This is a genomic window from Micromonospora thermarum (assembly GCF_012034245.1).
In the GTDB taxonomy this organism is placed as follows: domain Bacteria; phylum Actinomycetota; class Actinomycetes; order Mycobacteriales; family Micromonosporaceae; genus Micromonospora; species Micromonospora thermarum.
This window is the reverse complement of the sequence record NZ_JAATEO010000003.1, coordinates 270,593-296,536: the sequence shown is the minus strand read 5'-3', so window position 1 is coordinate 296,536 and position 25,944 is coordinate 270,593. Positions and strand designations below refer to the sequence as shown.

Sequence of the window (25,944 nt, the reverse complement as noted above, 5' to 3'; positions counted from 1 at the left end):
GACGTCGAGTCGATCAAGATGGCCGAGGGTCGGCGCGGCGGTCAGCCGGCGTCGTTGCGGAGGACCAGGATGGCGATGTCGTCGCGGGGTGGCTCGGGGGAGAAGCCGATCGCGGTCGAGCGCAGGCGGGCGGCCACCACGTCGGCCGAGTACCCGGCGAGCGGGGCGGCCGCGTCGCGGAGGCGGTCGACCCCGAACAGCTCCCGGCCGCGCCGCCGTTCGGTGACGCCGTCCGTGTAGAAGACCAGGGAGTCGCCGGGGTCGAGCGTGATCTCGGCCGTCGGCGAGGCGATCGAGTCGAGCAGGCCGAGTGCTGTGCCGCCGGTACCGACGAAGTCGGCCCCGCCGACGGACTTCAGCCGCACCGGCCGGTCGTGGCCGGCCAGGTGCAGCGACACCTCGAGCTGGTCGCCGTCGCCCGGCCCGACCGCCGCCAGCGCCAGCGTGCAGTACCGGCCGCCGCCCCGCTCCACCAGCGTCCCGTTGAGCCGGCTCAGTGCCTCGGGCAGCGGCTTGCCGTCGCCGACCAGCGTGCGGATGACGTCCCGGACCAGGCCGGTGACCGCCGCCGCCTGCACACCCTTGCCCGAGACGTCGCCGATGACCACGAGCCAACGGCCGTCGGGCAGCGGCAGCACGTCGTAGAAGTCGCCGCCGACGTCGGCGTCGTCCCCGGTCGGGACGTACTCGGCGGCGAAGCCGATGCCCTCGACCACCGGGAGCACGGGAGGCAGCAGCGACTGCTGGAGGGTCTGGGCGACCCGGCGGCGCTCGGCGTGGATCCGGGCGTTCTCGATCGCCAGCGCCGCCCGGCGGGCCACATCCTCCAGGACGGCCACCTCGTCCGGGTCGTGGCGGTGCCGCTGGTGCCGGCCGACGGCGAGGGTGCCGAGCCGCTGACCGCGCGCGATCAGCGGGAGGGCGAAACCCTCCATCGGCGCGCCCAGGGGCAACTGGGTGCCGTTGCGGGACGCCTCGCGCAGGCGGGCCTGGATCGACTCCGGCCCGGTCTCCCGCAGCACCGCGTGCAGCTGCGGCAGCACCGACTCGTCGGCGTGGCTGGCCGCCGCCAGGCGCAGCCGACCCCACTCGTCGGTGGTGTGCACCGCGCACCACTGCCCCAGGCGGGGCACCACGAGTTGCGGGATGAGCGCCATGGTCAGCTCGACGTCGAGGGACTGGGCGAGCAGCTCGCTCGCCTCCGCGAGGAACGTCAACCAGGCCTGCCGCCGGACGTCGGCGCGGCGGAGCCGGTCGTTCTCCAAATGCAGCGAGAGCCGCTCGGCCATCAGCGCCGCCAGTGGCCGGGCGTACGCGGACGGCGCCGCGTCCAGCTCCAGCTCGCCGGCGTACGGCCGGTGCACGGCGAGCGGCACCCGGAGCAGTTCGTGGCCCGCCCGGGGTTGCCGACCGTAGCGCGCCAGCACCTGCGGGCCCTGTCCGTCGCCCCGGTCCAGCCGGACCACGCCGCCGGCCGCGCCGACCATCTCGGCGACCCGGGTCAGCAGGCTGGTGGCGAAGTCGGGGAGCGGATCCTCGGCGTACGGGTCGGGGGTGGTCTGCATCAGCTGGCTCATCGCCGCGGCGCTCGGCGCGGAGCTGTCGCCGGCCGGGGGGTCGCCACCGGCGGACGCCGCGCTCGGCACGACCGGGGCGGCCCCGGGCGGTGCGGCGCCGGGCGGGGTCGGGCGGTCGAGGCGGAACCAGACACCCTTCCCCGTGGGCAGGTACGTGGTGCCCCAGCGGCTGGCGAAGTGGTCGACCAGCAGCAGACCCCGCCCGCGTTCGGAGATCTCGGTGATGTCGCTGCTCTCGTTGCGGACCCCGACGGTCAGCTCGTCCACCGGACCGCCCGCGAAGTCGGACACGGTCACGGTGAGCCCGAACCGGTCGGCGACGACCTCGACGTCCAGTTCGGTGCGGGCGTGCTCCACGGCATTGGTGGACAGCTCGGTGGTGAGCAGCAGCGCCTCGTTGGTCAGCTCCTCCAGGTGCGCCTCGGTGAGCACGGACCGGACGACGGCCCGCGCGGCGGCGGGCGTACGCCGGTCGGCGGGCAGCCGGACCCGCCGGACGTGCTCGTCCCGCCCGTCGGTCTCCACGGGCTCCGCCTCCGCTGACATCCCCGTATCCTCCATCGCCGCCCCCACGGGTGCCAAGCGGATCGGACGGACCGGTCACGGCCGGTAGTGGACCGGGATGGTGCCCGCTGTCCGATCCGGTACGCATTGACCGTCGCGCCGGCCTGGCGCAGACCGGGTCGCAGGCACAATATGGGATGGCCGACCTGTCGCCCCCGACGTGAGCGAGGAATGATGACCACGGCGAAACAGCCGGTGGCGGATCCGTCCGTGCCGGACCACGAGGCGGTCCTCGTCGAGCTGACCGAGGCGCTGCGGCGGGTCCGCCGCGGTGATCTCAAGGTGCGGCTGCCCCGCCGGGCGGGCCGCGCGGGTGAGGTGGCGGACGCCTTCAACGAGGTGGTCTCGCTCCAGGAACGGCAGTACCACGACCTGCGGCGGATCAGCCGGATCGTCGGCCGCGACGGCCGGCTCACCGAGCGCCTGGACGACGAGGGCCTGGACGGCTCGTGGGCCGAGGGGCAGCGCGCGGTCAACTCCCTCATCGACGACCTCGGTCGCCCCACCACCGAGATCGCCCGGGTCATCGTGGCGGTCGCGGAGGGCGACCTCTCGCAGCACATGGCGCTGGAGATCGACGGCCGGCCGCTGCGCGGTGAGTACCTGCGCATCGGCCGCACGGTGAACACGATGGTCGACCAGCTGTCGTCGTTCGCGGACGAGGTGACCCGGGTGGCCCGGGAGGTGGGCACCGAGGGCAAGCTGGGCGGCCAGGCGGATGTCCGGGGCGTCGCCGGCACGTGGAAGGACCTCACCGACTCGGTGAACACCATGGCGTCGAACCTGACCGGCCAGGTGCGGTCGATCTCCCAGGTGGCGACGGCGGTGGCGAAGGGTGACCTCTCGCAGAAGATCACCGTGGGGGCGCGGGGCGAGGTCGCCGAGCTGGCCGACACCATGAACTACCTGACCGACACCCTGCGACTCTTCGCCGAGCAGGTGACCCGCGTGGCCCGGGAGGTGGGCACCGAGGGCAAGCTCGGCGGCCAGGCCGAGGTGCCGAACGTGGCCGGCACGTGGAAGGACCTTACCGACAGCGTCAACTCGATGGCGTCGAACCTGACGTCCCAGGTGCGCAACATCGCCCAGGTCTCCACCGCGGTGGCCCGGGGCGACCTCTCGCAGAAGATCACCGTCGCGGCCCAGGGCGAGATCCTGGAGCTGAAGGACACCGTGAACACGATGGTGGACCAGCTGTCGTCGTTCGCCGACGAGGTGACGCGGGTGGCGCGTGAGGTGGGTATCGAGGGCAAGCTGGGTGGCCAGGCCCAGGTGCGTGGCGTCTCCGGCACGTGGCGGGACCTCACCGAGAACGTCAACCAGCTCGCTGGCAACCTCACCAGCCAGGTCCGCAACATCTCGCAGGTCTCCACCGCCGTCGCCAAGGGTGACCTGAGCCAGAAGATCACGGTGGACGCGCAGGGCGAGATCCTGGAGCTGAAGAACACCGTGAACACGATGGTGGACCAGCTGTCGTCGTTCGCTGACGAGGTCACGCGGGTGGCGCGTGAGGTGGGCACCGAGGGCAAGCTCGGTGGCCAGGCCCAGGTCAAGGGTGTCTCGGGTACGTGGCGGGACCTGACCGACAACGTGAACTCGATGGCGTCGAACCTGACGTCGCAGGTGCGGAACATCGCCTCGGTCACCACGGCGGTGGCGAAGGGCGACCTCAGCCAGAAGATCACCGTCGACGCCCGGGGCGAGATCCTGGAGCTCAAGTCGACGGTGAACACGATGGTCGACCAGCTCAGCTCGTTCGCCGACGAGGTGACCCGGGTGGCGCGTGAGGTGGGCACCGAGGGCAAGCTGGGTGGTCAGGCCCAGGTGCGTGGCGTCGCCGGCACCTGGCGCGACCTGACCGACAACGTGAACTCGATGGCGTCCAACCTGACGTCCCAGGTCCGCAACATCGCCCAGGTCTCGACCGCCGTCGCCAAGGGTGACCTGAGCCAGAAGATCACGGTGGACGCGCAGGGCGAGATCCTGGAGCTGAAGAACACCGTCAATACGATGGTGGACCAGCTCAGCTCGTTCGCTGACGAGGTCACCCGGGTGGCGCGTGAGGTGGGCACCGAGGGCAAGCTCGGTGGTCAGGCCCAGGTCAAGGGCGTGTCGGGTACGTGGCGGGACCTGACCGACAACGTGAACTCGATGGCGTCGAACCTGACGTCGCAGGTGCGGAACATCGCCTCGGTCACCACGGCGGTGGCGAAGGGTGACCTGGGCCAGAAGATCACGGTGGACGCGCAGGGCGAGATCCTGGAGCTGAAGAACACCGTCAACACGATGGTGGACCAGCTGTCGTCGTTCGCCGACGAGGTCACCCGGGTGGCCCGTGAGGTCGGCATCGAGGGCAAGCTCGGTGGTCAGGCCCAGGTCAAGGGCGTCTCCGGTACGTGGCGTGACCTCACCGAGAACGTCAACCAGCTCGCCTCGACGCTGACCACGCAGCTGCGCGCCATCGCCCAGGTCTCCACCTCGGTGACCCGGGGCGACCTGACCCAGCGGATCGCGGTCGAGGCGCAGGGCGAGGTCGCCGAGCTGAAGGACAACATCAACCAGATGATCGTCACCCTCCGGGAGACGACCAAGAAGAACGCCGAGCAGGGCTGGCTGGACTCCAACCTGGCCCGTATCGGCGGCCTCCTCCAGGGGCAGCGCGACCTCGGCGAGGTCTGCCGCATGATCATGATGGAGGTGACGCCGCTGGTCGACGCGCAGCTCGGTGCCTTCTTCCTCGTCGACAACTCGGAGGGGAGCGTCCGGCTGCGGCTCGCCGCCTCGTACGGCTACGTGGCTCGTGGACACGACGTGACCTTCGGCCCCGGCGAGGGGCTCGTCGGGCAGACCGCGCTCTCCCGCCGCACCATCCGGGTGAGCGCGGCTCCGGACAGCCGGCTCACGCTGCGCTCCGGGCTCGCCGACACGCCGCCGGCCGACCTGGTCGTGCTGCCGGTGCTCTTCGAGGGCGAGCTGCTCGGCGTGATCGAGTTCGCCGGCGTGTCGGCCTTCTCCGACCTGCACCTGGCGTTCCTCGAGCGGCTGGTCCTCACGATCGGCGTCGCGGTCAACACCATCCAGGCGAACCGGCGTACGGAGGAGCTGCTCGCCCAGTCGCAGCGGCTGGCCCACGAGCTCCAGGAGCAGTCGGCCGAACTCCAGCGCACCAACGCCGAACTGGAGGACAAGGCGAAGCTGCTGTCGGAGCAGAAGGGCAACATCGAGACGAAGAACCGGGAGATCGAGCTGGCCCGGCTCGGCCTGGAGGAGAAGGCGCAGCAGCTCACCCGGGCGTCGGCGTACAAGTCGGAGTTCCTGGCCAACATGAGCCACGAGCTGCGTACGCCGCTGAACTCCCTGCTGCTGCTGGCCCGGCTGCTCGCCGAGAACTCGGAGAAGAACCTCAGCCCGAAGCAGATCGAGTTCGCCCGGACGATCCACAGCGCCGGCTCCGACCTGCTCTCGCTGATCGACGACATCCTCGACCTGTCCAAGATCGAGGCGGGTCGGATGGACGTCGAGCCGACCGAGATCCGGTTCACCGAGATCCGCAACTACGTGGAGCAGGCGTTCGCGCCCCAGGCCGAGGAGAAGGGCCTGGGCTTCGAGGTCGAGGTCGGCGAGGGACTGCCGGAGGCGCTCGTCACCGACACCCAGCGGTTGCAGCAGATCCTCCGCAACCTGCTCTCCAACGCGGTGAAGTTCACCGACACCGGCACGGTGACGCTCAGGATCGCTCCGGCCCCGGAGTACGCCGTGTTCGACGTACCGGCGCTGACCAACGCCCGGCAGGTGATCGCGTTCACCGTGATGGACACCGGCATCGGCATCTCCGACGACAAACTCTCGATCATCTTCGAGGCGTTCCAGCAGGCCGACGGCACCACCAGCCGCCGTTACGGCGGCACCGGTCTGGGCCTGTCGATCAGCCGGGACCTGGCCCGGCTGCTGGGTGGCGCGATCAGCGTGTCGTCGGTGCCCGGGCAGGGGTCCACGTTCACTCTCTTCGTACCCGACGTGCTGGCCCCGGACGCCGTCGTGGCGCCGGCGCCGCCCTCGCCCGCCCGGGCCGGCCTGCCGTCGTCGCTGCTGATGCCGCCGGTGGAACTGCTGCCGGAGGCGTCGGAGGCGCCGGCCACGCGCCAGCTGGAGGGCGCGACGGTGCTGATCGTGGACGACGACGTCCGGAACGTCTTCGCCCTGACCAGCGCATTGGAGCTGCACGGTATGACCGTGTTGTACTCGGACAACGGGGCGGACGGCGTCCGCCTCCTGGCCGAGCACCCCGAGGTGGACATCGTGCTGATGGATGCCATGATGCCCGACCAGGACGGATACGAGACGACGCGGCAGATCCGGCGCAACCACCGGTTCGCCGACCTGCCGATCGTCTTCCTGACCGCGAAGGCGATGCCCGGTGACCGGGAGTCGGCGTTGGCGGCCGGGGGTAGTGACTACATCACCAAGCCGGTCGACCTGGACGAGCTGATCGAGCTCATGTCGTCCTGGATCAGCGGCAGCCGGAGCGAGGAGAGTTCGTGACCCAGATGGCGAAGGCGCTGCTGGTGGACGACCGCCGGGAGAACCTGATGGCCCTGGAGGCGATCCTCCAAGGGCTTCCGGTGCAGTCGGTGGCGGTGGAGAGCGGCGAGGCGGCCCTGAAGCAGCTCCTCGTCGACGACTTCGCGGTGATCCTCCTCGACGCGCAGATGCCCGACATGGACGGCTTCGAGACCGCGAGCCACATCAAGCGGCGGGAGCGTACGCGGCACGTCCCGATCATCTTCCTCACCGCCGCCGACCGGGACGCCCAGCTGGCGCTGCGCGGGTACGCGGTCGGTGCGGTGGACTACCTCACCAAGCCGTTCGACCCGTGGGTGCTGCGTGCCAAGGTGTCGGTGTTCGTGGAGCTGTGGGTGAAGACGCGGCAGCTCGCGGCGCAGTCCGACCTGGTCCGGGAGCGCGACCGGCAGTGGCGGCTGCTGACCGACGCGGTGGACGAGGCGACCGCCCTGCTGCGCAACGACACGGACCCGGAAGCGGTGACCCGCGCGATCGACCTCCTGGAACAGGCCCGCTGGGGCACCCCCGACTGACCGACAGGGGATCCCCACGCCCCACCCCCGGCGATTCCGCTCGTCGATCTTGCACTTTCTGCCCCGACAAAAGCCGCACATAAGGGCGAAGCAAGGGCCCAAAGTGCAAGATCGGCGCAGGAGAGAGGGGCGCGCGGGGAGCGCGGGGAGCGCGGGGAGCGGGTGGGGGGTCAGGTGGTGGGGGCGTCGTTGCGGATCATCAGGGCGCTGCGGAGGCCCGTGATGTCCAGGACGCGGAGCAGGAACTCGCCCACGTTGGTGAGGACCAGCAGGCTCTGGGCGTGACTGGCCTTGCGGCTGAGCACGACCAGAGTGCCCAGGCCCTGCGAGTCGCAGAAGGTGACGCCGCCCAGGTCGAGCACGATCCGCGGCGGCGGATCGGTCAGCACCTCGTTGACGACGGTCGAGAGCTGGGCGGCCGTGAGCATGTCGATCTCACCGGCGAGGCGCAGGACAGCCTCGTCACCCGACCGGTGCAGCGTGATGGACAGTTCGGCACGATCCACCGCGTCAGCCTATCGCGATCTCGACGGGCCGGCCCGTCGAGGCGGAGGGGGCCGGGCGACCAGGGACGGAGGACACCCGCCCAGGGTGAGACTGGTAACCCCCGGTACGGGGTGCCTGCCGATCGGGCCTCCGACGCTGACACAATGGCGGCATCGTGACCGATCTGTTTCCCGCCGGATCCGGCCGCTACCCGGCCGACGCACCGGCCTCCGAGGCCCTGTTCGCCCGCGCCCGCGCCCTCGTGCCGGGCGGGGTGAACTCCCCTGTGCGCGCCTTCCGGGCGGTCGGCGGCACCCCGCGCTTCATGGTCCGGGGGGAGGGTCCCTGGCTGTACGACGCGGACGGGCGGCGCTACGTCGACCTGGTCTGCTCCTGGGGACCGCTGATCCTCGGGCACGCCCACCCGGCCGTGGTCGAGGCGCTGCGCGAGGCCGCCGCCCTCGGCACGAGCTTCGGCACCCCCACCCCCGGTGAGGTGGAGCTGGCCGCGGAGATCGTCGACCGCACCCCGGTCGAGCAGGTGCGACTGGTCAACTCGGGCACCGAGGCCACCATGTCGGCGATCCGCCTGGCCCGCGGCTACACCGGCCGCTCCAAAATCATCAAGTTCGCCGGCTGCTACCACGGGCACTCGGACGCACTGCTCGCCGCCGCCGGGTCCGGCGTCGCCACGCTCGGCCTGCCCGACTCGCCCGGCGTGACCGGCGCGGCGGCCGGCGACACGATCGTGCTGCCGTACAACGACCTCACCGCCGTCGAGGAGGCCTTCGCCGCCGAGGGGCCGCACATCGCCGCGGTCATCACCGAGGCCGCCGCCGGCAACATGGGCGTGGTCGCCCCCCGCGACAACTTCAACCAGCGGCTCGCCGCGATCGCGCACGCGCACGGCGCGCTGCTCATCGTCGACGAGGTGATGACCGGGTTCCGGGTCTCCCGCTCCGGGTGGCACGGCCTCGACGCCTCCGACGCCGACCTGTGGACGTACGGGAAGGTCATGGGTGGCGGCCTGCCCGCCGCGGCCTTCGGCGGGCGCGCGGAGGTCATGGAACGGCTCGCCCCGGCCGGGCCGGTCTACCAGGCCGGCACGCTCTCCGGTAACCCCCTCGCGTGCGCCGCCGGCCTGGCCACGCTCCGGCTCGCCGACGACGCGGTCTACCGCAGGCTGGACGACACGGCCGCCGCCGTGGGCAAGCTGGCGGGCGACGCGCTGGCCGCCGCCGGGGTGCCGCACCGGCTGTCGTACGCGGGCAGCATGTTCTCGATCTTCTTCACCGACGCCGACGTCGTCGACTACGACAGCGCGCGCACCCAGCAGGTGCCGGCGTTCAAGGCGTTCTTCCACGCGATGCTCGCGGCCGGGGTGTACCTGCCGCCGAGCGCGTTCGAGTCGTGGTTCGTGTCGGCGGCGATCGATGACGCCGCCCTGGAGCAGATCGCCGCGGCGCTTCCGGCGGCGGCGGCCGCGGCGGCTGCGGCGGGTCACGGGGGGTAGCGGTGAGCGCGAGGAGTGCGCCGGGTCTGCAAGCCCCGCAGTCGCGAACAAGGGGGGCGCAGCGGTGAGCAAGACGGTGGTCCACGTGCTGCGGCACGGCGAGGTGTACAACCCCGAGGGAATCCTCTACGGCCGGCTGCCGGGCTTCCGCCTGTCCGAGCTGGGTGTGCAGATGGCGAAGGCCGCCGCGCAGGGGCTCGCCGAGCGGGAGGTCGTGCACGTCGTGGCCAGCCCGCTGGAGCGCGCCCAGCAGACGGCCGAGCCGATCGCCGCGCAGTTCGGGCTGCCGGTCGGCGTGGACGAGCGACTGATCGAGAGCGCCAACTGGTTCGAGGGCAAGAAGGTGTCCCCGGGCGACGGGTCGTTCCGCGACCCGCGCAACTGGTGGGTGCTGCGCGACCCGGTGACGCCGAGCTGGGGTGAGGCGTACCGGGCCATCGCGGAGCGCATGTTCGCCGCCCTGCACGCCGCCCGCGTCGCCGCCGAGGGGCGGGAGGCCGTCCTCGTCTCCCACCAGCTGCCGATCTGGACCCTGCGCCGGTACGTCGAGCGCAAGCGCCTGTGGCACGACCCGCGCAAGCGGCAGTGCGGGCTGGCCAGCCTCACCTCGTTCCACTTCGACGGCGCCAAGGTGGTCGGCATCGGATACTCCGAGCCGGCCGCGCACCTGATCGCGATGTCGCCGACCGCCCGGACGGCCAAGGGAGCCTGATGACAGCCCGGAGGCTGACCGCCGGCCTGCTCGCCGCCGTCGCCACGGCGGCGCTCGCCGCCTGCTCCCCGTCGAACGCGGAGGAGGCCTGCGACAACCGGGACGGGATCATCGAGTGCGCGCCGGACCAGCGGTCCGCCGCCCCGACGCTCGCCGGTGAGCTGCTCGACGGCGGCAGCTACGACGTGGCGCGCGACCGCGGCCAGGTCGTGGTGCTCAACTTCTGGGGCTCCTGGTGCGCGCCCTGCCGCGCCGAGGCCGACGACCTGGAGGCGACCTACCAGGCCACCAAGGGCTCCGGCGTGACGTTCCTCGGCATCAACATCCAGGACCAGCGGGACAAGGCGAAGGCGTTCGAGGAGGGCCGGGTGACGTACCCGAGCCTGTTCGACCCGCCCAGCCGCCTGGCGCTCGCGCTGGACATCCCGCCGAACACCATCCCGGCCACCGTCGTGCTCGACCGGGAGGGCCGGATCGCCGCCGTGATCCGGGCCGCGGTCAAGCAGGAGGGTCTCCGGCCCATCGTCGAGCGGATCGCCGCGGAGACGCCCGCGCCGACCGGGCAGCGCTGATGGGCGAGACGTTCCGCGAACTCGCGCAGTCCGGTCCGCTGCTGCTCGCCATCGGTGCGGCGGCCCTGGCCGGTCTGGTGAGCTTCCTGTCCCCCTGTGTCCTCCCGCTGATGCCCGGCTACCTGTCGTACGTCACCGGGCTGGCCGGCGCGGACCTCGAAGGCCGGCGCGCGCCCCAGCCGGCGGACGCGACCGGGACCGGCGGCGGAGGCGTCACGGTGCGGGAGCGGACCGCGCCGGCGGCCACGGCGGCCGTCAAGGGTCGCGTGCTCGCCGGCACGCTGCTCTTCATCGCCGGCTTCACCGTCGTCTTCACCGCCACCGCGATCCTGTTCGCCACCGTCGGCAAGGTCTTCTTCCAGTACGAGCGGACGCTGGAGATCGTGATCGGCGCGCTGATCGTCGTCCTCGGGCTGAGCTACGTCGGTGCACTGCCCGGGTTGCAGCGCGAGTTCCGCATCCAGAAGCTGCCGTCCGCCGGGCTGCTCGGTGCGCCGGTGCTCGGCGCGGTCTTCGCGCTGAGCTGGGTGCCCTGCACCGGCCCGACGCTCGGCGCGGTCCTGGGGATGGCCACCGTCGGGGGCCAGACCGACCGGGCCGTCATCCTGGCCGTGGCGTACTGCCTCGGGCTGGGGATACCGTTCGTCGTCTTCGGGCTGGGCTTCCAGCGCCTGCTCGGGGTCTTCCGCGCCGTCCGGCGCAACAGCCGGTGGGTCACCCGGGTCGGCGGCGTGCTGCTGATCCTGATCGGCCTCGCCCTCGTGACCGGCGGCTGGACCAACGTCGTGAGCTGGTTGCAGGCCACCGTCGGCGCCGGTGAGGTGAGCATCTGATGACCGTCGTGGACGACCGGCCGGCCCCGCCGGCCGAGGCGCCCCGGCGCCGCCCCAACCCGGTCCTGGCGCTGCTGCGCAACTCGTGGCGGCAGCTCACCAGCATGCGTACGGCGCTGGTGCTGCTCTTCCTGCTCGCCGTCGCCGCGATTCCTGGCTCCGTCCTCCCGCAGCGCGGTGTCAACCCGGAGGACGTCCGCGACTACTTCGCCGCCCACCCGGACCTGGCTCCGGTGCTCGACCGGCTGGGCGCGTTCGAGGCGTTCGGTTCGGTCTGGTTCTCGGCGATCTACCTGCTGCTGTTCACGTCCCTGATCGGCTGCATCACGCCCCGGCTCCGGGACCACGTCCGGGCCCTGCGGTCGCAGCCGCCCGCTGTCCCGAAGCGGCTCGACCGGCTGCCCCAGCACGCCGTCCTCGCCGCCCCGGCCGGCGGTGCCGCCGCGATCGCCGAGTCGCTGCGCCGCCGTCGCTGGCGGGTGGTGGTCCGGGGCGACGAGGTCTCCGCCGAGAAGGGGTACCTCAAGGAGACCGGCAACCTGCTCTTCCACACCTCGATGGTGGTCGTCCTGGTCGGCGTCGCGCTCGGCTCGTGGTACGGCTGGAGCGGCAACCGTCTCCTGGTCGCGGGCGCGGAGAACGCGTTCTGCAACACCCAGCAGCAGTACGCGGAGACGTCGTTCGGACCCCGCGTGGGCAGCGCCGACCTGCCCGGGTTCTGCATGCGGCTGGACGACTTCGAGACCCGGTTCCTCGAGTCCAACGGCCAGCCCGAGTTCTTCAACGCGACGGTGACCGTCGACGAGGACGGCGGCGAGCCGCGCCGGGCCGAGTTCTCGGTCAACTCGCCGCTGCGCCTCGACGGCGCGAACGTCTACCTGCTCGGCCACGGGTACGCGCCGGTGATCCGCTACACCGACCGCTTCGGCCGCACCCAGACGAGCACGACCCCGTTCCTGACCACCGGGGACGTCGGGATCACCGGGGAGGGCGTGGCCGCCTTCCCCGACGCGAACGTCGACCCGGCCACCGGGAAGCGGGATCCGGACCTCCAGATGGCCTTCACCGGCCTGTACCTGCCGACGGCGCCGCAGCAGGGGCCGTTCGTTCGGTCCGAGTTCCCGACCGAGCGCAACCCCCTGCTGAACCTCGTCGCGTACCGTGGCAACCTGGGTCTGGACGCCGGCATCCCCGGGTCGGTGTACGAGCTGGACCAGCGGCAGGTGCGCTCCGGCAAGGTCAAGGAGGTCGGCACCAAGCTGCTCAAGGTCGGCGAGACCTGGACGCTGGACGACGGCAGCCGGCTGGAGTTCCTGGGGACCGAGCCGTACATCGTGCTGTCGGTGCGGTACGACCCGGGCTCGACGCTGCTTCTGGTCAGCTCCGGCACGCTGCTGCTCGGCCTGATGGGCTCTCTCTTCGGCCGCCGGCGGCGGGTCTTCTTCCGGGTGCTGCCCCCCGCCGGGGTGACGGCCGGCGACCCCGCCGGTGGATCTCCGACGGGCGGTAGTAGTTTGGTCGAGTCCGGTGGGTTGCCGCGCACCGACCATCCCGGGTTCGCCGACGAGTTCGCGCAGCTCGTGGCCGCGGTCAGCGGCGACGGGTCGCGGGACGAGCGGGCCGGTGCCGACGACCGGGCCGGAGCGCGAGAAGGAGCCGAGTGATGTCCGCACTCTCCGACCAGCTGGTGACGTTCGCGATCCTGGCGTACCCGGTCGCGATGATCAGTCACGCCGTCGAGTACGCGCTCGGTAACGCCCGTACCCGGGCCGCCGCGCCCGCCCGCGAGCTGGTCGGCGCCGGTGTCGGCGCGGCCGGCGGCGTGGTCGCGGAGGTTCCGGCGCCCGGTGGTACGACGGCGGCCGTGCGCACCGCCGCGCGGGCCCGGCTGGCCGGCCGGATCGCCGTCGGGGCCACCGCCGTGGCCGCCCTGCTGCACCTGGGTGCCCTGGTCACGCGCGGCATCGCCGCGGACCGCATGCCCTGGGGCAACATGTACGAGTTCGTGCTGACGGTCTCGTTCATCGGGACCGCGGGCTGGCTCGCCGTGCTGTGGAAGCGCCCGTCGCTGCGCCGCCTCGGGCTGTTCCTGACGCTGGTCATGGTGCTGCTGGTGGCGACCGCCGAGCTGGTGCTCTACACGCCGATCGTCCCGCTGGTGCCGGCGCTCAACTCGTACTGGTTCGTCGTCCACGTCTCGACGATCGTGTTCAGCTCCGGGGTCTTCCTGCTCGGCGTGGTGCCGGCGGTCGCGTACCTCATGCGGGCCGGCTGGGAGCAGGGCCGGCGGAGCTTCCCGTACACCCTCGCCAAGCGGATGCCGGCGGCGGCGGCCCTGGAGCGGCTGACGTTCGTGCTGCACGCGTTCTCGTTCCCGATCTTCACCTTCGCGGTGATCGCCGGAGCGATCTGGGCCGAGGCGGCGTGGGGGCGGCCGTGGGGCTGGGACCCGAAGGAGACCTGGGCGTTCATCTCCTGGGTGGTGTACGCCGGCTACCTGCACGCCCGGGCCACGCCGAGCGTGAAGCGGAACGTGGCGACCTGGCTGGCCGTGCTCGGCTTCCTCACCGTGCTCATGAACCTGTTCGGCGTGAACATCTTCTTCGAGGGCCTGCACTCGTACGCCGGCATCGACTGAACGCCGCCCGCCGATCGCGTAGCCGCAAGATCGACTCGGTTTCCATGATGTCGGGGTGTCCCGATCTCGGCGACACCCCGACGTCAGTGAAGTCGAGACCGCAGCCCGATCTCCTCGGCGTAGTCCAGCCACGCCAGGTCGTAGGGGCGGTTGCAGGTGTCCATGATCCACTGGCCGAACCGGCCGCGTACGCGCTGCTGATAGTCCTCGATCGGCTGGCTGCCCGGAGTGGCCACAATCCCGACAAGTATGCCAAAGCAGACAGAAACTCGCGCGAGTGTCCAGAGAGACGAATGGTCAGGTTCCGTGGCGGGGCTCGGGGGACCCGCGTCGGCCGGCCGCGACCGGGATGCGGGAGACTTGCCGGTATGGCGGCTCGTGGCTTCCCGTACACCGATCTCAAGGACTTCCTCGCGGCGCTGGAGCGCGCGGGTGAGCTGCGGCGGGTGACCGTACCCGTCGACCCCACCCTGGAGATCAGCGAGGTCGTCACCCGCACGGTCCGCGCGGGCGGCCCGGCGCTGCTCTTCGAGCGGCCGACCCGGGGCGAGATGCCGGTGGCGGTCAACCTGTTCGGCACCGAGAAGCGGATGGCGATGGCGCTCGGCGTCGAGTCGCTGGACGAGATCGGCGCCCGGATCGGCGCGCTGGTCAAGCCGGAGCTCCCGGTCGGCTGGTCCGGCATCCGTGAGGGCCTGGGCAAGGTCATGCAGCTCAAGTCGGTGCCGCCGCGCAAGGTGAAGACCGCGCCCTGCCAGCAGGTGGTGTACCGGGGCGACGACGTCGACCTGAACCGGCTGCCCGGCCTCCAGGTGTGGCCCGGCGACGGGGGCATCTTCCACAACTTCGGCCTGACCCACACGAAGCACCCGGAGACCGGCAAGCGCAACCTCGGGCTGTACCGGCTCCAGCAGCACAGCCGGAACACGCTGGGCATGCACTGGCAGATCCACAAGGACTCCACCGCCCACCACGCGGTCGCCGAGCGGCTCGGCCAGCGGCTGCCGGTCGCCATCGCCATCGGCTGCGACCCGGTGGTCTCGTACTCGGCGAGCGCCCCGCTCCCCGGCGACATCGACGAGTACCTGTTCGCCGGCTTCCTGCGCGGCGAGCGGGTCGAGATGGTCGACTGCCTGACCGTGCCCCTTCAGGTCCCGGCGCACGCCCAGGTGGTGCTCGAGGGCTACATCGAGCCCGGCGAGCGGCTGCCCGAGGGCCCGTTCGGCGACCACACCGGCTTCTACACGCCGGTCGAGCCGTTCCCCGTCATGCACGTCGAGACCATGACCATGCAGCGCGACCCGGTCTACCACTCGATCATCACCTCCAAGCCGCCGCAGGAGGACCACGGCCTCGGCAAGGCCACCGAGCGGATCTTCCAGCCGCTGCTCAAGCTGCTGATCCCGGACATCGTCGACTACGACCTGCCGGCCGCCGGCGTCTTCCACAACTGCGCCATCGTGTCGATCCGCAAGCGCTACCCGAAGCACGCGCAGAAGGTCATGAACGCGATCTGGGGCGCGCACCTGATGTCGCTGACCAAGCTGATCGTGATCGTCGACGAGGACTGCGACGTGCACGACTACAACGAGGTCGCGTTCCGCGCCTTCGGCAACGTCGACTACGCCCGCGACCTGCTGCTCACCGAGGGGCCGGTCGACCACCTCGACCACTCGTCGTACCAGCAGTTCTGGGGCGGCAAGGCGGGCGTCGACGCCACCCGCAAGCTCCCCGAGGAGGGCTACCACCGGGGCTGGCCCGAGGAGATGACCATGAGCCCCGAGATCGTCTCCCTGGTCGACAAGCGCTGGAAGGAGTACGGGGTCTGATGGCCGACTCCACCAACCCTCGCGATCTTGCAGTTTCGGCCCCCGATTCGTCCGCTTCCTCCGGCTCTGTCCGGGCAGAAAGTGCAAGATCGCGGGGGCGGGTTCGGGCGTTCCTCGACCTTGTCGCGATCGAGCACTCCGTGTTCGCGTTGCCGTTCGCTTACCTCTCCGCGCTGACCGCGATGGAGGTGGACGGCGGGCGCGTGCGCTGGCTCGACCTGCTGCTCATCACTGTGGCGATGGTCGGGGCGCGGACGTTCGCGATGGCCGCCAACCGGATCCTCGACCGGCGGTTCGACGCGCGGAATCCGCGTACCGCCAACCGGGAACTGGTCACCGGGGCGGTGAGCCTGCGGACGGCCTGGACCGGCGCGGCCGTCGCGCTGGTGGTGTTCCTCGCCGCCGCCGCCCTGCTCAACCCGCTCTGCCTGGCCCTTGCGCCGCTCGCGGTGGTGCCGCTGGTCGTCTACCCGTACGGCAAGCGGTTCACCAACTGGCCGCACGCGATCCTCGCGGTGGCGCAGGCGGTCGGCCCGGTCGGCGCCTGGCTCGCGGTGACCGGCACCTTCGCCGGTTCGTGGCCGGCCTGGCTGCTCGGGGCGGCCGTGGGGCTGTGGATCGGCGGCTTCGACCTGATCTACGCCTGCCAGGACGCGGAGGTGGACCGGCGGATCGGCGTGCACAGCGTGCCGGCGCGCTACGGGCTGCGCTTCGCGCTGCACGCCTCGACCGTCGCGCACGTGGTCACCTTCGCGTTGTTCATCTGGTTCGGCGCGCTGGTGGGCTTCGGCTGGCTCTGGTGGATCGGGCTGGCGCTGACCGCGGTCGCCTTCGCGTACCAGCACGTGGTGGTGAGCCCGACCGACCTGAGCCGGGTCAACCGGGCGTTCTTCACGGCCAACGGATTCGTCGGCATCGCGCTGTTCGTCTTCGCGCTGCTCGACCTGGTGGTCCGGCTCGGCCTGCGGCCCTGACCTGCCGGTCGGGTGTCAGGAAGGGCTACCGGAGGTGTGGAGAAGGGGCCGCTCCTCACCCGCGTAGCGGGAGCTTTCGAGCGTCCAGTCGATGGTGCCCCGGACGGCGTTGGCGATCACGTCGAGATGGTCGCCGACCGCCGCGTCCAGCGCCGGGCCGAACGAGGGCACCGCGGCGCGCAGCTCCACGAAGCGACGCATCGACTCCCGCCAGCGATCGGCGACCAGCGCGACCGCCTCGGCCAGCGGCACACGATGCTCGCGGGCGACCGCCAGCACCAGGTTGTGTCCCACGGCCGTGGGCTGCTCCCGCTCCAGCGAGGCCAGGTCGTTGTACCAGGACAGCAGGTCGTTGCCGGTGTCGGCGACCCGGCGCAGCGCCGGGTGGTGGTAGACCGGGTCCGGCAGCGGGCGCCCGGTCACGAACTCCACCAGCGGGTACGACAGGTAAGCCGCCGAGGTGGCGCGCCGCAGCTCGACGTACTCGGTCACACCCGGCCGGTGGCCGGCGGCCTTGCCGACCGCCTCACGCCAGGTGCCGTCGAGGTGGTGGGCGACGGCGTCGGCGACCCGGGCCCGCCACCGTGCCGGCATCCGGCGGCGGGGCTCCCGCCACGCGCGGACCAGCAGCCGCCGCAGCCCCCCGTCCAGCCCGGGGGACCGGAGGCGGGCCCCGCCGTGCAGCACGGTCACCGTCCCGGTGCGTAGCGTGCGGATCTCGTCCGGGGCGAGCCGCTGCGGCCCGTCGCAGGCGTCGTCGACGAGGAAGAACCAGGTGAAGAGCGCGGTGAGCACCCCTAGGTCGGCCTCGGTGGCGCCCGGGTAGAGCCGGCCGGCGTACCGGGCGACGCCGGCGGCGGCCAGCCGCCGCAGGGCCGCGGCGTCTAGCGGCAGGTCGAGGTCGGGCAGCAGCTCGTCGACGAGCCACCGCTGCACCGCGTCGGCGTACGGCGAGATCCGGGGCGCGAGCGGGCACTCGGCCCGCAGCGACCAGAGGACCGCGCCGGTCGTCACCGATTCCTCCCGCGTGCGAGCTGCCAACGATGCACATCGCTGCGAAGAGCATGTCAGGTCGGCGGGATGCCCGCCTTCCCGGGCGGACATGGATGCCGGAGCGGGCGGGAATCACGCCGAACCGGGGGTGCCCGCCGCCGGGACGCGACGACCAGGCACGCTGGAGGCATGCGCGAACCATGGGTGGTCGGGGTGTCCGGGGCATCCGGTACGCCGTACGCGGCGGCCGTCGTCCGGGCGCTGCTCGACGCCGGCGAACCGGTGGACCTCATCGTGTCCCGGGCCGCCCGGTTGACCATCCTGGACGAGACCGGCCGCTCGTTCCGGGACGGGCACTGGGCCGAGGACCTCGCCGCCTGGCTCGGGCAGGACCTCGCCGGCGCCGACGTGCGCCACTGGCCGGCGGGCGACCTGGCGGCCGGGCCCAGCAGCGGCTCGTACCGGGTACGCGGCATGGCGGTGGTCCCGGCGAGCACGGCCGCCTGCGCCGGCATCGCCATCGGCCTCTCCAAGGACCTGCTGCAACGGGCGGCCGAGGTCAACCTCAAGGAGCGCCGGCCGGTGGTCGTGGTGCCCCGGGAGACGCCGGTGACGCGGAGCCACCTGGAGCACCTCATCGCCCTGCACGACGCCGGCGCGGTGGTGCTACCGGCCAGCCCGGGCTTCTACGGCGCGGGAGCGGCGGCCTCCGCCGCCCAGCTCGTGGACTTCGTCGCGGGCAAGGTGCTGGACGCCCTGGGCGTACCGCACACGCTCTTCCGCCGCTGGTCGGGCGAGTTGGGCGCCGCGCGCGACTGAACGCCCGGCGGCCCGGACCGGCGCGCGGACCGGTTGCCAGTGTCCGGTCCGCGCGACGTCACACCGCTTCAGTACATCCCGGCGTTGGCCGGGCCGGTACCGGTCGAGGCGGTGGGGCCGGCGTTGCGTGGCTTGCCCATGTCCTCCGCCTCGTCCAACATGCCCTCCCCCTCGAGGAGGGCTCGCACCTCGGATTCCCGAAACCGGCGATGCCCGCCTGGAGTCCGGATGCTGCCTATCCGGCCCGCCGCCGCCCACCTCGTCACAGTCTTGGGATCAACCCGAAACAGCGCGGCGACCTCACCCGGTGTCAGCAGGCGATCTCCAGTGTCCACAGCCCCCTCCTCGCGTCGACGAAGCCCCCGGCTGAACACACTGCCCCCGGCCGGTGCGAGCCCAGAGCCGTCATGAGGGACGTATGGCAATTACAGCACCGGCGACCTGGCTTGTCCGCCAAACGCGAAAAACCCACTGAGTGGGAAGTTAGGAAATGTTACCCGCGAACGTCCTTCTTCACGACGGGTTTGTGAACAATTACGCTCCGTATGCTCATCCGGGACCGCGCACGCGGCGTGACGACGCTACGGCTAGGGTCTACAGTCCGTGGACGCGATCGACCTGAGCCTCGTTGAGCTGCTGCGCGGCAACGCCCGCCTCTCGTACGCCGAGCTTGCCCGACAGGTGGGCCTCTCCGCCCCGGCCGTACACGAACGGGTCGGCAAGCTGGAGTCCAGCGGCGTGATCCGGGCGTACCGGGCCGAGGTGGAGCCGGAGAGCATCGGCCTGGGCGTGACCGCCATCATCGGCATCGTGGAGGACTCGGCCGCGGACACGGACGACGTGCTGGAGGCGTTCCGGGCCATCCCCGAGATCGAGTCCTGCTACTTCATGGCGGGTGTCGAGTCGTTCCTGCTCAAGGCCCGGGTCGGGACCATCGCCGAGCTGGAGCAGCTCATCGTGCGGCTGAACCGCACCCGTGGTGTCGCGTCGACCCGTACCAGCATCGCCCTGTCGACCAAGTGGGAGAACCGCCCCCAGCCCGTCACCCCGCCGCCCGCCTGACCCGGCCGCCCGCAGTCCACCTGCCCACCTCCGGACCGGCGCGGAGAACGTCGGCCTCGCGGCTCTGGCGGCAGCCGGACCGGCGGTAGTAGCGTGCGCCGATGACCACCCCGACGACCGGCGCGGGCCCCGGCGCCGCCGGTACCGCCGCCGTCCCCGGCGCCGCCGTCGTGACCGGCGCGGCCGGGGGGCTCGGGCGGGCCATCGCCGCCGCCCTGCACGCCGACGGATGGCGGGTGCTCCTCACCGACATCGATGCCGACGCGGTGGCCACCGCCGCCGCGCCGCTGGGCGGCTGGTCCCGCACGCTGGACGTCCGCGACGAGGCGGCCTGCGCCGACATCGCCGCCGAGGCGGCCGGGCGCGGCGGCCTCGGGCTCTGGGTCAACAACGCCGGGATCCTCGTCACGGGGCCCTCGTGGGAGCACGACGCGGCGACCCGGCGGCGGGTGCTGGAGGTCAACACGCTCGGCGCGATGAACGGCACGCTGGCGGCGCTGGCGGTCATGCGGACCCAGGGGTACGGGCACGTGCTGAACGTCGTCTCGCTCGCCGGACTGGTGGCCGCGCCGGGTGAGACCGTCTACGCGGCCAGCAAGCACGCCCTCGTCGCGTTCAGCATCGGCACGCAGGCCGACCTGCGGCTGGCCGGGCACCGGGGCGTACACGTGTCGTGCCTGTGCCCGGACGGGATCTGGACGCCGATGCTGCACGACCGGCTGGACGATCCGGGCGCTGCCGCCTCCTTCACCGGCACCCTGCTCACGCCGGAACGCGTCGCCCGCCGGGCCGCGCGGCTGGCCCGGCGGCCACGCCCGGTGGTCGCCGTCCCGCGCTGGCGGGGCGTGCAGGTCCGCCTCCTCGACGCGCTGCCCGGCGCGGCGCTGCGCCTCCTGCCGGCGGTGATGGCCGTCGGCCGGGCCGGCCAGCGCCGGCAGCGCCGCCGGACCGGCGGCGGACACCACTGACCAGGCTTGCTAGGTTTCCCGCGTGACTCATCTCGACCGGTGCGACGAGGCCAGCCGGCGGTGGGTGACCGAGTCGATCGCCACGGTGGAGGCGGACGCGAACCGGTCGGCCGACACCCACCTGCTGCCGTTCCCGCTGCCCCGGGAGTGGGGGATCGACCTCTACCTCAAGGACGAGTCGGTGCACCCGACGGGCTCCCTGAAGCACCGGCTGGCCCGCTCGCTGTTCCTGTACGGGCTCTGCAACGGCTGGATCGGGCCCGGCACCACGATCGTGGAGGCCTCGTCCGGGTCGACAGCGGTCTCCGAGGCGTACTTCGCCCGGATGCTCGGGCTCCCGTTCATCGCGGTGATGCCGGCCTCCACGTCGCCGGAGAAGATCGCCAAGATCGAGTTCCAGGGCGGACGGTGCCACCTGGTCGACGACCCGGCCAAGGTGGTCGTCGAGGCGCGCTGGCTGGCCGAGGACTCGGCCGGCCACTTCATGGACCAGTTCACGTACGCCGAGCGGGCCACCGACTGGCGGGGCAACAACAACATCGCCGAGTCGATCTTCTCGCAGCTCGCCCTGGAGCGGCACCCCGTACCGGCGTGGGTCGTGGTCGGCGCCGGCACCGGCGGCACCAGCGCCACCATCGGCCGGTACGCCCGCTACCGGCGGCTGCCCACCAAGCTCTGCGTGGTGGACCCGGAGAACTCCGCGTTCTACCCGGCGTGGCAGGCGGCCGACTGGTCGGTCCGCACCGGACGCGGCTCCCGGATCGAGGGGATCGGCCGGCCCACCGTCGAGGCGTCCTTCCTGCCCTCGGTGGTGGACCGGATGGTGCAGGTGCCGGACGCCGCCTCCCTGGCCGCCATGCGGGCCGGCTCGGCCGTCCTCGGCCGGCAGGTCGGCGGCTCCACCGGGACCAACCTGTGGGGCGCGTTCGGGCTGATCGCCGAGATGCTGGCCGAGGGGCGCATTGGTTCGGTCGTCACCCTCATCTGCGACGCCGGTGACCGCTACGCCGACACCTACTACGCCGACGACTGGGTGGCCGCCCAGGGCCTCGACCTGGCCCCGCACCTGGCGACCGTCGAACGCTTCCTCACCAGCGGAGCCTGGCCCGCCTGACCGCGGCCCCGCTCAACGCGGCGCCGGGCCTCCGCGCGGCGCGGCCTCGCTCAACGCGGCGCGGCCTCGCTCAACGCGGCGCGGCCTCGCTCAACGCGGCGCGGCCTCGCTCAACGCGGCGCGGCCCGCTCCGCGAGCCCCGGGTAGCGCAGCACGTACCCGTCGCCGTCCACGTCGAGATCGGCCGTGAACGTGTCGCTGTTGTAGCGCACCCGGCCGGGGCCCAGTCCTGTGTAGACCTGCTCGGCGGCGACCACCACCAGGCTCGGCACCAGCACCCACGCGACCGCGATCCGGTGCGGCATGTCGGCGGGCGCACCGGCCAGCCCGAGCCGGCGTACCGGCAGGGTGTTGAAGAGCGCCGACCCGCCCAGGTCGACGTCGAGGGCGTCGGCCAGGCGGTCCGGGTCGTCGGTGCCCGGCAGGCCGGCGGGCGGGTGGCCGGCGGCGGCCAGCGCCCCGTCCAGGTCGCCCTGCTCGGCCGTGGTCACCCGCCACCGGTCGACCGCCCGTTCCAGGCGTACGCTGCGCAGCCAGCCCGACCCCTCGGCCTCCACCACCAGGCCGGTGGTGACCCAGTCCGGGTCGGTGGTGAGCTGGTAGCGGCAGGTGTACGGGATCGGGTCCACGACGACCTGCGTGCCCCGCGCCGTCAGCCCCCGCCCGTCGTCGACGAGAGCGTGCTCGGCGCCGGCGGTGTCGGTCCGGGTCCAGAAAAGCGACTTCGGCATCGTCGGCATGAACCGACGCTACGCGACCGGGGCGTGCCCGGCAGCGCAGTCGCCGTTGGCCGGAGTGCCGGCCCGCCCCGACTTGATCCACTCGACATCAGGGATATCGCGCTGTCGCAGGCGCTCGGATACCCCGATGTGCAGGAACTCGAGTGGATCGCTCAGTACGTGCCGGTCGTGGGCCGCCCGCCGAAGCGCCGGTCACCCGACTTTCGCTCCGAGCGGCCGTCCGCCGGCCGGGCCGGGTGGCGGTGCTCGCCGAACCGCCGGTGCTCGCCGCGCTCACCGAACCGCCGATCGTCGCCTCGCTCATCGGACCGCCGAGGCTCACTGCGCTCATCGGACCGCCGAGGCTCGCTGCGCTCATCGGACCGCCGAGGCTCGCTGCGCTCATCGGACCGCCGAGGCTCGCTGCGCTCGCCGAACCGCCGGTGGCTGCGCTCGCCGAACCGCCCGTGGTCGCTGCGCTCGCCGAAGCGTCGGTGCTCGCCTCGCTCGTCCCGACCGTGCCAGTCGCCGAAGCGGCGGGGGCCGTCGGGCCGGTCGCCGAAGCGGCGGGGGCCGTCGGGCCGGTCGCCGAAGCGGCGCGGGCCGTCGGGCCGGTCGCCGAAGCGGCGCGGGCCGTCCGAGCGGTCGCCGAAGCGCCGCTGGCCGTCGGGCCGGTCGGCCCGCCGGCGCGGCTCGGGCTCGTCCCGGACCGGGACACCGCTCGGCTCGCGGGCGCCGGTCAGCTCGGCCAGGGCCGGGTCACCGGCCCGGACCCGGGTCTGCGCCGGCTCGACGCCGGCCTTCTCGAGCATCGCGAGAGTGGTGCGGCGCTGCTTCGGCAGGACCAGGGTCGCCACCGCACCGGACTCGCCCGCCCGCGCGGTACGCCCCGCCCGGTGCAGGTAGTCCTTCGGGTCCTTCGGCGGGTCGACGTGCAGCACCAGCGAGACGCCGTCGACGTGGATGCCCCGCGCCGCCACGTCGGTGGCGACCAGGACGTTCATCCGGCCCTCGCGGAACTCGGCGAGGGTGCGGGTGCGCATCCGCTGGGTCTTGCCGCCGTGCAGGCCGCCCGCCCGGACGCCGACCGCGGCCAGCTGCTGCACCAGCCGGTCGACGCCGAGCTGGGTGCGGGCGAACACCATGGTGCGCCCCTCCCGGGCGGCGATGGACGCGGCGACGGGGAACTTGTCGTGCGGCGGGATCAGCAGGAGATGGTGGTCCATCGTGGACACGGCCGCCGTCGGCGGGGCGGTCGAGTGGGTGACCGGGTCGGTCATGAAACGCTTGACCAGCGCGTCCACGTCACCGTCCAGGGTGGCCGAGAAGAGCAGCCGCTGCGCGTCGGCGGGGGTCTTCGCCAGCAGTTCGGTCACCTCGGGCAGGAAGCCCATGTCGGCCATCTGGTCCGCCTCGTCCAGCACGGTGACCTCGACGTCCTCGAGGCGGCAGACGCCCCGGTCGATGAGGTCCCCGAGCCGGCCGGGGGTGGCCACGATGACCTCCACCCCGCGGCGCAGGGCGTCGATCTGCCGGTCGTACGGCACGCCGCCGACCGCGGTCTTGAGGAACACGCCGACGGCCTTGCCGAGCGGGAGCAGGGCGTCGTTGACCTGCATGGCGAGTTCGCGGGTCGGCACCAGGACGAGGGCGCGCGGGTGCAGCGGCCGGGCGCGCTCCCGGTCGGCCACGCGGGCCAACAGGGGCAGGCCGAAGGCCAGGGTCTTGCCGGAGCCCGTCTGGCCGCGCCCGAGCACGTCACGGCCGGCCAGCGCGTCCGGCATGGTGGCGCGCTGGATCTCGAACGGGGTGGTGATGCCCTGCCGGGCCAGGGCCCGGACCAGCGGCTGGGGCAGCCCGAGGGCCGCGAAGTCGATCGTGGTGTCGGAGGCGGACGAGGTCGTGCCAGGGTCGAACGAGGTGGTCAAGAAAAGCCTTTCGAGCGGGGCGCATCTTCGCGATGGCCCGCCGCGGCTGCACGCCGCCGGATCGCCCGCAAGACCGCCCATGGGCGCGCGTCAGGCGCGCGCCGGGTCAGTGATCTCACCCAGTGTACGGCGGTCGGCCCGGACCGCCACGCCGTCGCGGAACCGTAGTGGGGCGGCTCACCCGGCCGTCACCGGCTCAGGATCTTGCCCACCAGCCCGTCCATCGCGTCGTTGGCGAGCAGGACGACCAGCACGCTGATCGCCACGAGCAGCCCCACCGACGCGGCGAGGACGAGCACCACGCGGGCGTTGCTGGACCGCTCCTCGGCCGGCGTCGCCGTCCAGCCCTGGGCGAGGATGTGCCCGGTCAGGGAACCGGACGTCTCCAGCGAGTTCGCCGGGAGCGCGACGGTGGCGAACCCCGGACCGTCCGTTCCGGCGCTGTAGATCGAGCCCAGGTCGCCCTCGTACCGGTCCTGCCGGCCGCTCCGCGGGCCGGGCACCGCCGACGGTGCCGACACCGGTACGGCGGCGCGTCCGGTGAGCGGTGCCGGCTGCCCGGCCGCGTCGGCGGACCAGGAGGTCGCGGGCGGCGGCGGGAACGGGGGCGACGGCATCGGGCCGGGCGGTGGCGGCGGCGGGGGCACCGGCGGGCCCGGCGGCGGCGCGGGCGGGCCCGGCACGGGCGGGACCGGACCGGGCGTCGGCCGCGGCGGGATCGGACCCGGTGGGTACGGGCCCGGGGAGGGCGGCGTCGGACCGGGCACCGGTGGGGTGGGCGACGGCGGGGTGGGCCCGGGGACGGGCGGCGTCGGCGCGGGCGCGGGCTCCGGTTCCGGCACCGGGGGCTTCGGTGGCTGCGCCGGCTCCGGCGGCTGCGCCGGCTCGGGGGGCTCCGGGTTGACCGGCCCCGCCCGGTAGATCCGCGCCTCCCCGGTGATCGACCGGATGGCCGCCGCCTCAGCGGCCGAGACCCGGCTCGCCCCGGGCACCGACACGCTGGCCCGCGCGGCAGCCCCGCCCTCGCGCACCTCGTCGGCGGGCCCACCGTCCCGGGCGTCCGCCGGTCCGGTTCCCTCGGCGGCGTCGGCCGGCCGGAAAGCGGGTGCGTCCGGCTCGGCGGGGGCGGGTGCGTTGGCCGGAGTGTCGGTCGGCCCGGCATTCTCGGCCGCGCTGGCCGCTGCGGGAGCGGGTGCGTCCGGCTCGGCGGGGGCCGGTGCCCGTGCGCCGTCCGGTTCGGACGTGGCGACGCGCTGACCGGGAACGTCCGGCGACGGTACGGAGGCGGAGCCGGTCGCCCGGTAGGGCGTCGCGGCCCCGCCGGTCGGGACCATGCCAGCCGATGGCGGGGCGACCGCGGTGGCGACGCTGACCCGCCCTCGCGTGGGCGCGGGCGCCGCGGACCGAGTCCCGCCGGCGTCCGGGGCCGGGCGGTCACCGGCGGAGTCGGCCGTGGACGTCGTGCCCGGGACGTCGCCGCCCGGCTCGCCGGGCTGGCCGGTGAGATCGGGGGCGGACGGGTCCACCGGGACGTTCTGCTCGGCCAT

General features: G+C 72.9%; 22 protein-coding genes. 14 read left to right on the top strand and 8 right to left on the bottom strand.

The features are described from left to right. Positions 1–41: 41 nt before the first annotated feature. A complete protein-coding gene (locus HCJ94_RS04745) occupies positions 42–2,123 on the bottom strand; it encodes a SpoIIE family protein phosphatase (protein ID WP_167999705.1) in 2,082 nt (693 codons plus the stop codon). 189 nt (positions 2,124–2,312) lie between these two features. Between HCJ94_RS04745 and HCJ94_RS04740 the strand changes: the two genes are divergently transcribed. Together HCJ94_RS04740 and HCJ94_RS04735 are read left to right on the top strand one after the other, a co-directional pair. Continuing rightward, on the top strand, positions 2,313–6,683 hold the full coding sequence (locus HCJ94_RS04740; RefSeq protein WP_373684188.1) for a HAMP domain-containing protein: 4,371 nt from the start codon (positions 2,313–2,315) through the stop codon (positions 6,681–6,683). Continuing rightward, entirely contained in the window at positions 6,680–7,237 is a 558-nt protein-coding gene (locus HCJ94_RS04735) for a response regulator (protein ID WP_167999703.1), read from the top strand. Before HCJ94_RS04740 ends, HCJ94_RS04735 begins: the two co-directional genes overlap by 4 nt. Before the next feature lie 170 nt (positions 7,238–7,407). Here the strand turns inward: HCJ94_RS04735 and HCJ94_RS04730 are convergent, their stop codons facing one another. Further along, entirely contained in the window at positions 7,408–7,743 is a 336-nt protein-coding gene (locus HCJ94_RS04730; protein WP_167999702.1) for an STAS domain-containing protein, read from the bottom strand. A gap of 155 nt (positions 7,744–7,898) precedes the next feature. Between HCJ94_RS04730 and hemL the strand changes: the two genes are divergently transcribed. The 6 genes from hemL (at position 7,899) to ccsB (ending at position 13,991) form a co-directional block, all read left to right on the top strand. Further along, on the top strand, positions 7,899–9,236 hold the full coding sequence (hemL, locus tag HCJ94_RS04725) for a glutamate-1-semialdehyde 2,1-aminomutase (RefSeq protein WP_167999701.1): 1,338 nt from the start codon (positions 7,899–7,901) through the stop codon (positions 9,234–9,236). 64 nt (positions 9,237–9,300) lie between these two features. Beyond that, entirely contained in the window at positions 9,301–9,948 is a 648-nt protein-coding gene (locus HCJ94_RS04720; protein WP_167999700.1) for a histidine phosphatase family protein, read from the top strand. Continuing rightward, positions 9,948–10,520 (top strand): TlpA family protein disulfide reductase, encoded by a 573-nt coding sequence (locus HCJ94_RS04715; RefSeq protein WP_167999699.1) that lies wholly within the window; start codon positions 9,948–9,950, stop codon positions 10,518–10,520. Before HCJ94_RS04720 ends, HCJ94_RS04715 begins: the two co-directional genes overlap by 1 nt. After that, positions 10,520–11,353 carry a cytochrome c biogenesis CcdA family protein gene (locus tag HCJ94_RS04710; protein ID WP_167999698.1) on the top strand — a complete coding sequence of 278 codons (834 nt, stop codon included), beginning with the start codon at positions 10,520–10,522 and terminating at the stop codon, positions 11,351–11,353. Before HCJ94_RS04715 ends, HCJ94_RS04710 begins: the two co-directional genes overlap by 1 nt. Then, entirely contained in the window at positions 11,353–13,017 is a 1,665-nt protein-coding gene (gene resB, locus HCJ94_RS04705; protein ID WP_167999697.1) for a cytochrome c biogenesis protein ResB, read from the top strand. Before HCJ94_RS04710 ends, resB begins: the two co-directional genes overlap by 1 nt. Continuing rightward, on the top strand, positions 13,017–13,991 hold the full coding sequence (ccsB, locus tag HCJ94_RS04700; protein ID WP_167999696.1) for a c-type cytochrome biogenesis protein CcsB: 975 nt from the start codon (positions 13,017–13,019) through the stop codon (positions 13,989–13,991). Before resB ends, ccsB begins: the two co-directional genes overlap by 1 nt. A gap of 83 nt (positions 13,992–14,074) precedes the next feature. On the opposite strand, the gene HCJ94_RS04695 is transcribed toward ccsB, so the two are convergent. After that, the gene (locus HCJ94_RS04695) at positions 14,075–14,227 is read right to left on the bottom strand and encodes a globin family protein (RefSeq protein WP_205800616.1); all 153 of its coding nucleotides are present in this window, start codon (positions 14,225–14,227) and stop codon (positions 14,075–14,077) included. A 132-nt stretch (positions 14,228–14,359) separates the two neighbouring features. Here HCJ94_RS04695 and HCJ94_RS04690 point away from each other — a divergent pair, with 132 nt between their 5' ends. Together HCJ94_RS04690 and mqnP are read left to right on the top strand one after the other, a co-directional pair. Next, positions 14,360–15,820 (top strand): menaquinone biosynthesis decarboxylase, encoded by a 1,461-nt coding sequence (locus tag HCJ94_RS04690; RefSeq protein ID WP_167999695.1) that lies wholly within the window; start codon positions 14,360–14,362, stop codon positions 15,818–15,820. Further along, a complete protein-coding gene (mqnP, locus tag HCJ94_RS04685; protein WP_167999694.1) occupies positions 15,820–16,794 on the top strand; it encodes a menaquinone biosynthesis prenyltransferase MqnP in 975 nt (324 codons plus the stop codon). Before HCJ94_RS04690 ends, mqnP begins: the two co-directional genes overlap by 1 nt. Positions 16,795–16,809: 15 nt before the next feature. Here mqnP and HCJ94_RS04680 read toward each other — a convergent pair whose 3' ends face one another. After that, complete coding sequence (locus tag HCJ94_RS04680) at positions 16,810–17,808, bottom strand: terpene synthase family protein (protein ID WP_167999693.1); 999 nt, start codon at positions 17,806–17,808, stop codon at positions 16,810–16,812. Between the two features lie 168 nt (positions 17,809–17,976). Between HCJ94_RS04680 and HCJ94_RS04675 the strand changes: the two genes are divergently transcribed. Further along, positions 17,977–18,606: a UbiX family flavin prenyltransferase gene (locus tag HCJ94_RS04675; RefSeq protein ID WP_167999692.1), complete on the top strand. Its 630-nt coding sequence runs from the start codon at positions 17,977–17,979 to the stop codon at positions 18,604–18,606. Between the two features lie 68 nt (positions 18,607–18,674). Here HCJ94_RS04675 and HCJ94_RS04670 read toward each other — a convergent pair whose 3' ends face one another. Next, on the bottom strand, positions 18,675–18,941 hold the full coding sequence (locus HCJ94_RS04670; RefSeq protein WP_167999691.1) for a BldC family transcriptional regulator: 267 nt from the start codon (positions 18,939–18,941) through the stop codon (positions 18,675–18,677). Positions 18,942–19,209: 268 nt separating this feature from the next. On the opposite strand from HCJ94_RS04670, the gene HCJ94_RS04665 reads away from it, so the two are divergent. The 3 genes from HCJ94_RS04665 (at position 19,210) to cds1 (ending at position 21,750) form a co-directional block, all read left to right on the top strand. After that, entirely contained in the window at positions 19,210–19,668 is a 459-nt protein-coding gene (locus HCJ94_RS04665) for an Lrp/AsnC family transcriptional regulator (RefSeq protein WP_167999690.1), read from the top strand. A 101-nt stretch (positions 19,669–19,769) separates the two neighbouring features. Continuing rightward, positions 19,770–20,636: an SDR family NAD(P)-dependent oxidoreductase gene (locus HCJ94_RS04660; protein ID WP_167999689.1), complete on the top strand. Its 867-nt coding sequence runs from the start codon at positions 19,770–19,772 to the stop codon at positions 20,634–20,636. A gap of 22 nt (positions 20,637–20,658) precedes the next feature. Further along, positions 20,659–21,750, top strand: coding sequence for an L-cysteine desulfhydrase Cds1 (cds1, locus tag HCJ94_RS04655; protein ID WP_167999688.1), 1,092 nt, complete (start codon positions 20,659–20,661; stop codon positions 21,748–21,750). A gap of 110 nt (positions 21,751–21,860) precedes the next feature. Here the strand turns inward: cds1 and HCJ94_RS04650 are convergent, their stop codons facing one another. From HCJ94_RS04650 to HCJ94_RS29910, 3 genes are all read right to left on the bottom strand, one after another. Next, positions 21,861–22,490 carry a putative glycolipid-binding domain-containing protein gene (locus tag HCJ94_RS04650; RefSeq protein ID WP_240943920.1) on the bottom strand — a complete coding sequence of 210 codons (630 nt, stop codon included), beginning with the start codon at positions 22,488–22,490 and terminating at the stop codon, positions 21,861–21,863. Positions 22,491–22,642: 152 nt separating this feature from the next. Further along, complete coding sequence (locus HCJ94_RS04645) at positions 22,643–24,397, bottom strand: DEAD/DEAH box helicase (RefSeq protein ID WP_205800614.1); 1,755 nt, start codon at positions 24,395–24,397, stop codon at positions 22,643–22,645. 188 nt (positions 24,398–24,585) lie between these two features. After that, positions 24,586–25,944, bottom strand: coding sequence for a hypothetical protein (locus HCJ94_RS29910; RefSeq protein ID WP_240943964.1), 1,359 nt, complete (start codon positions 25,942–25,944; stop codon positions 24,586–24,588).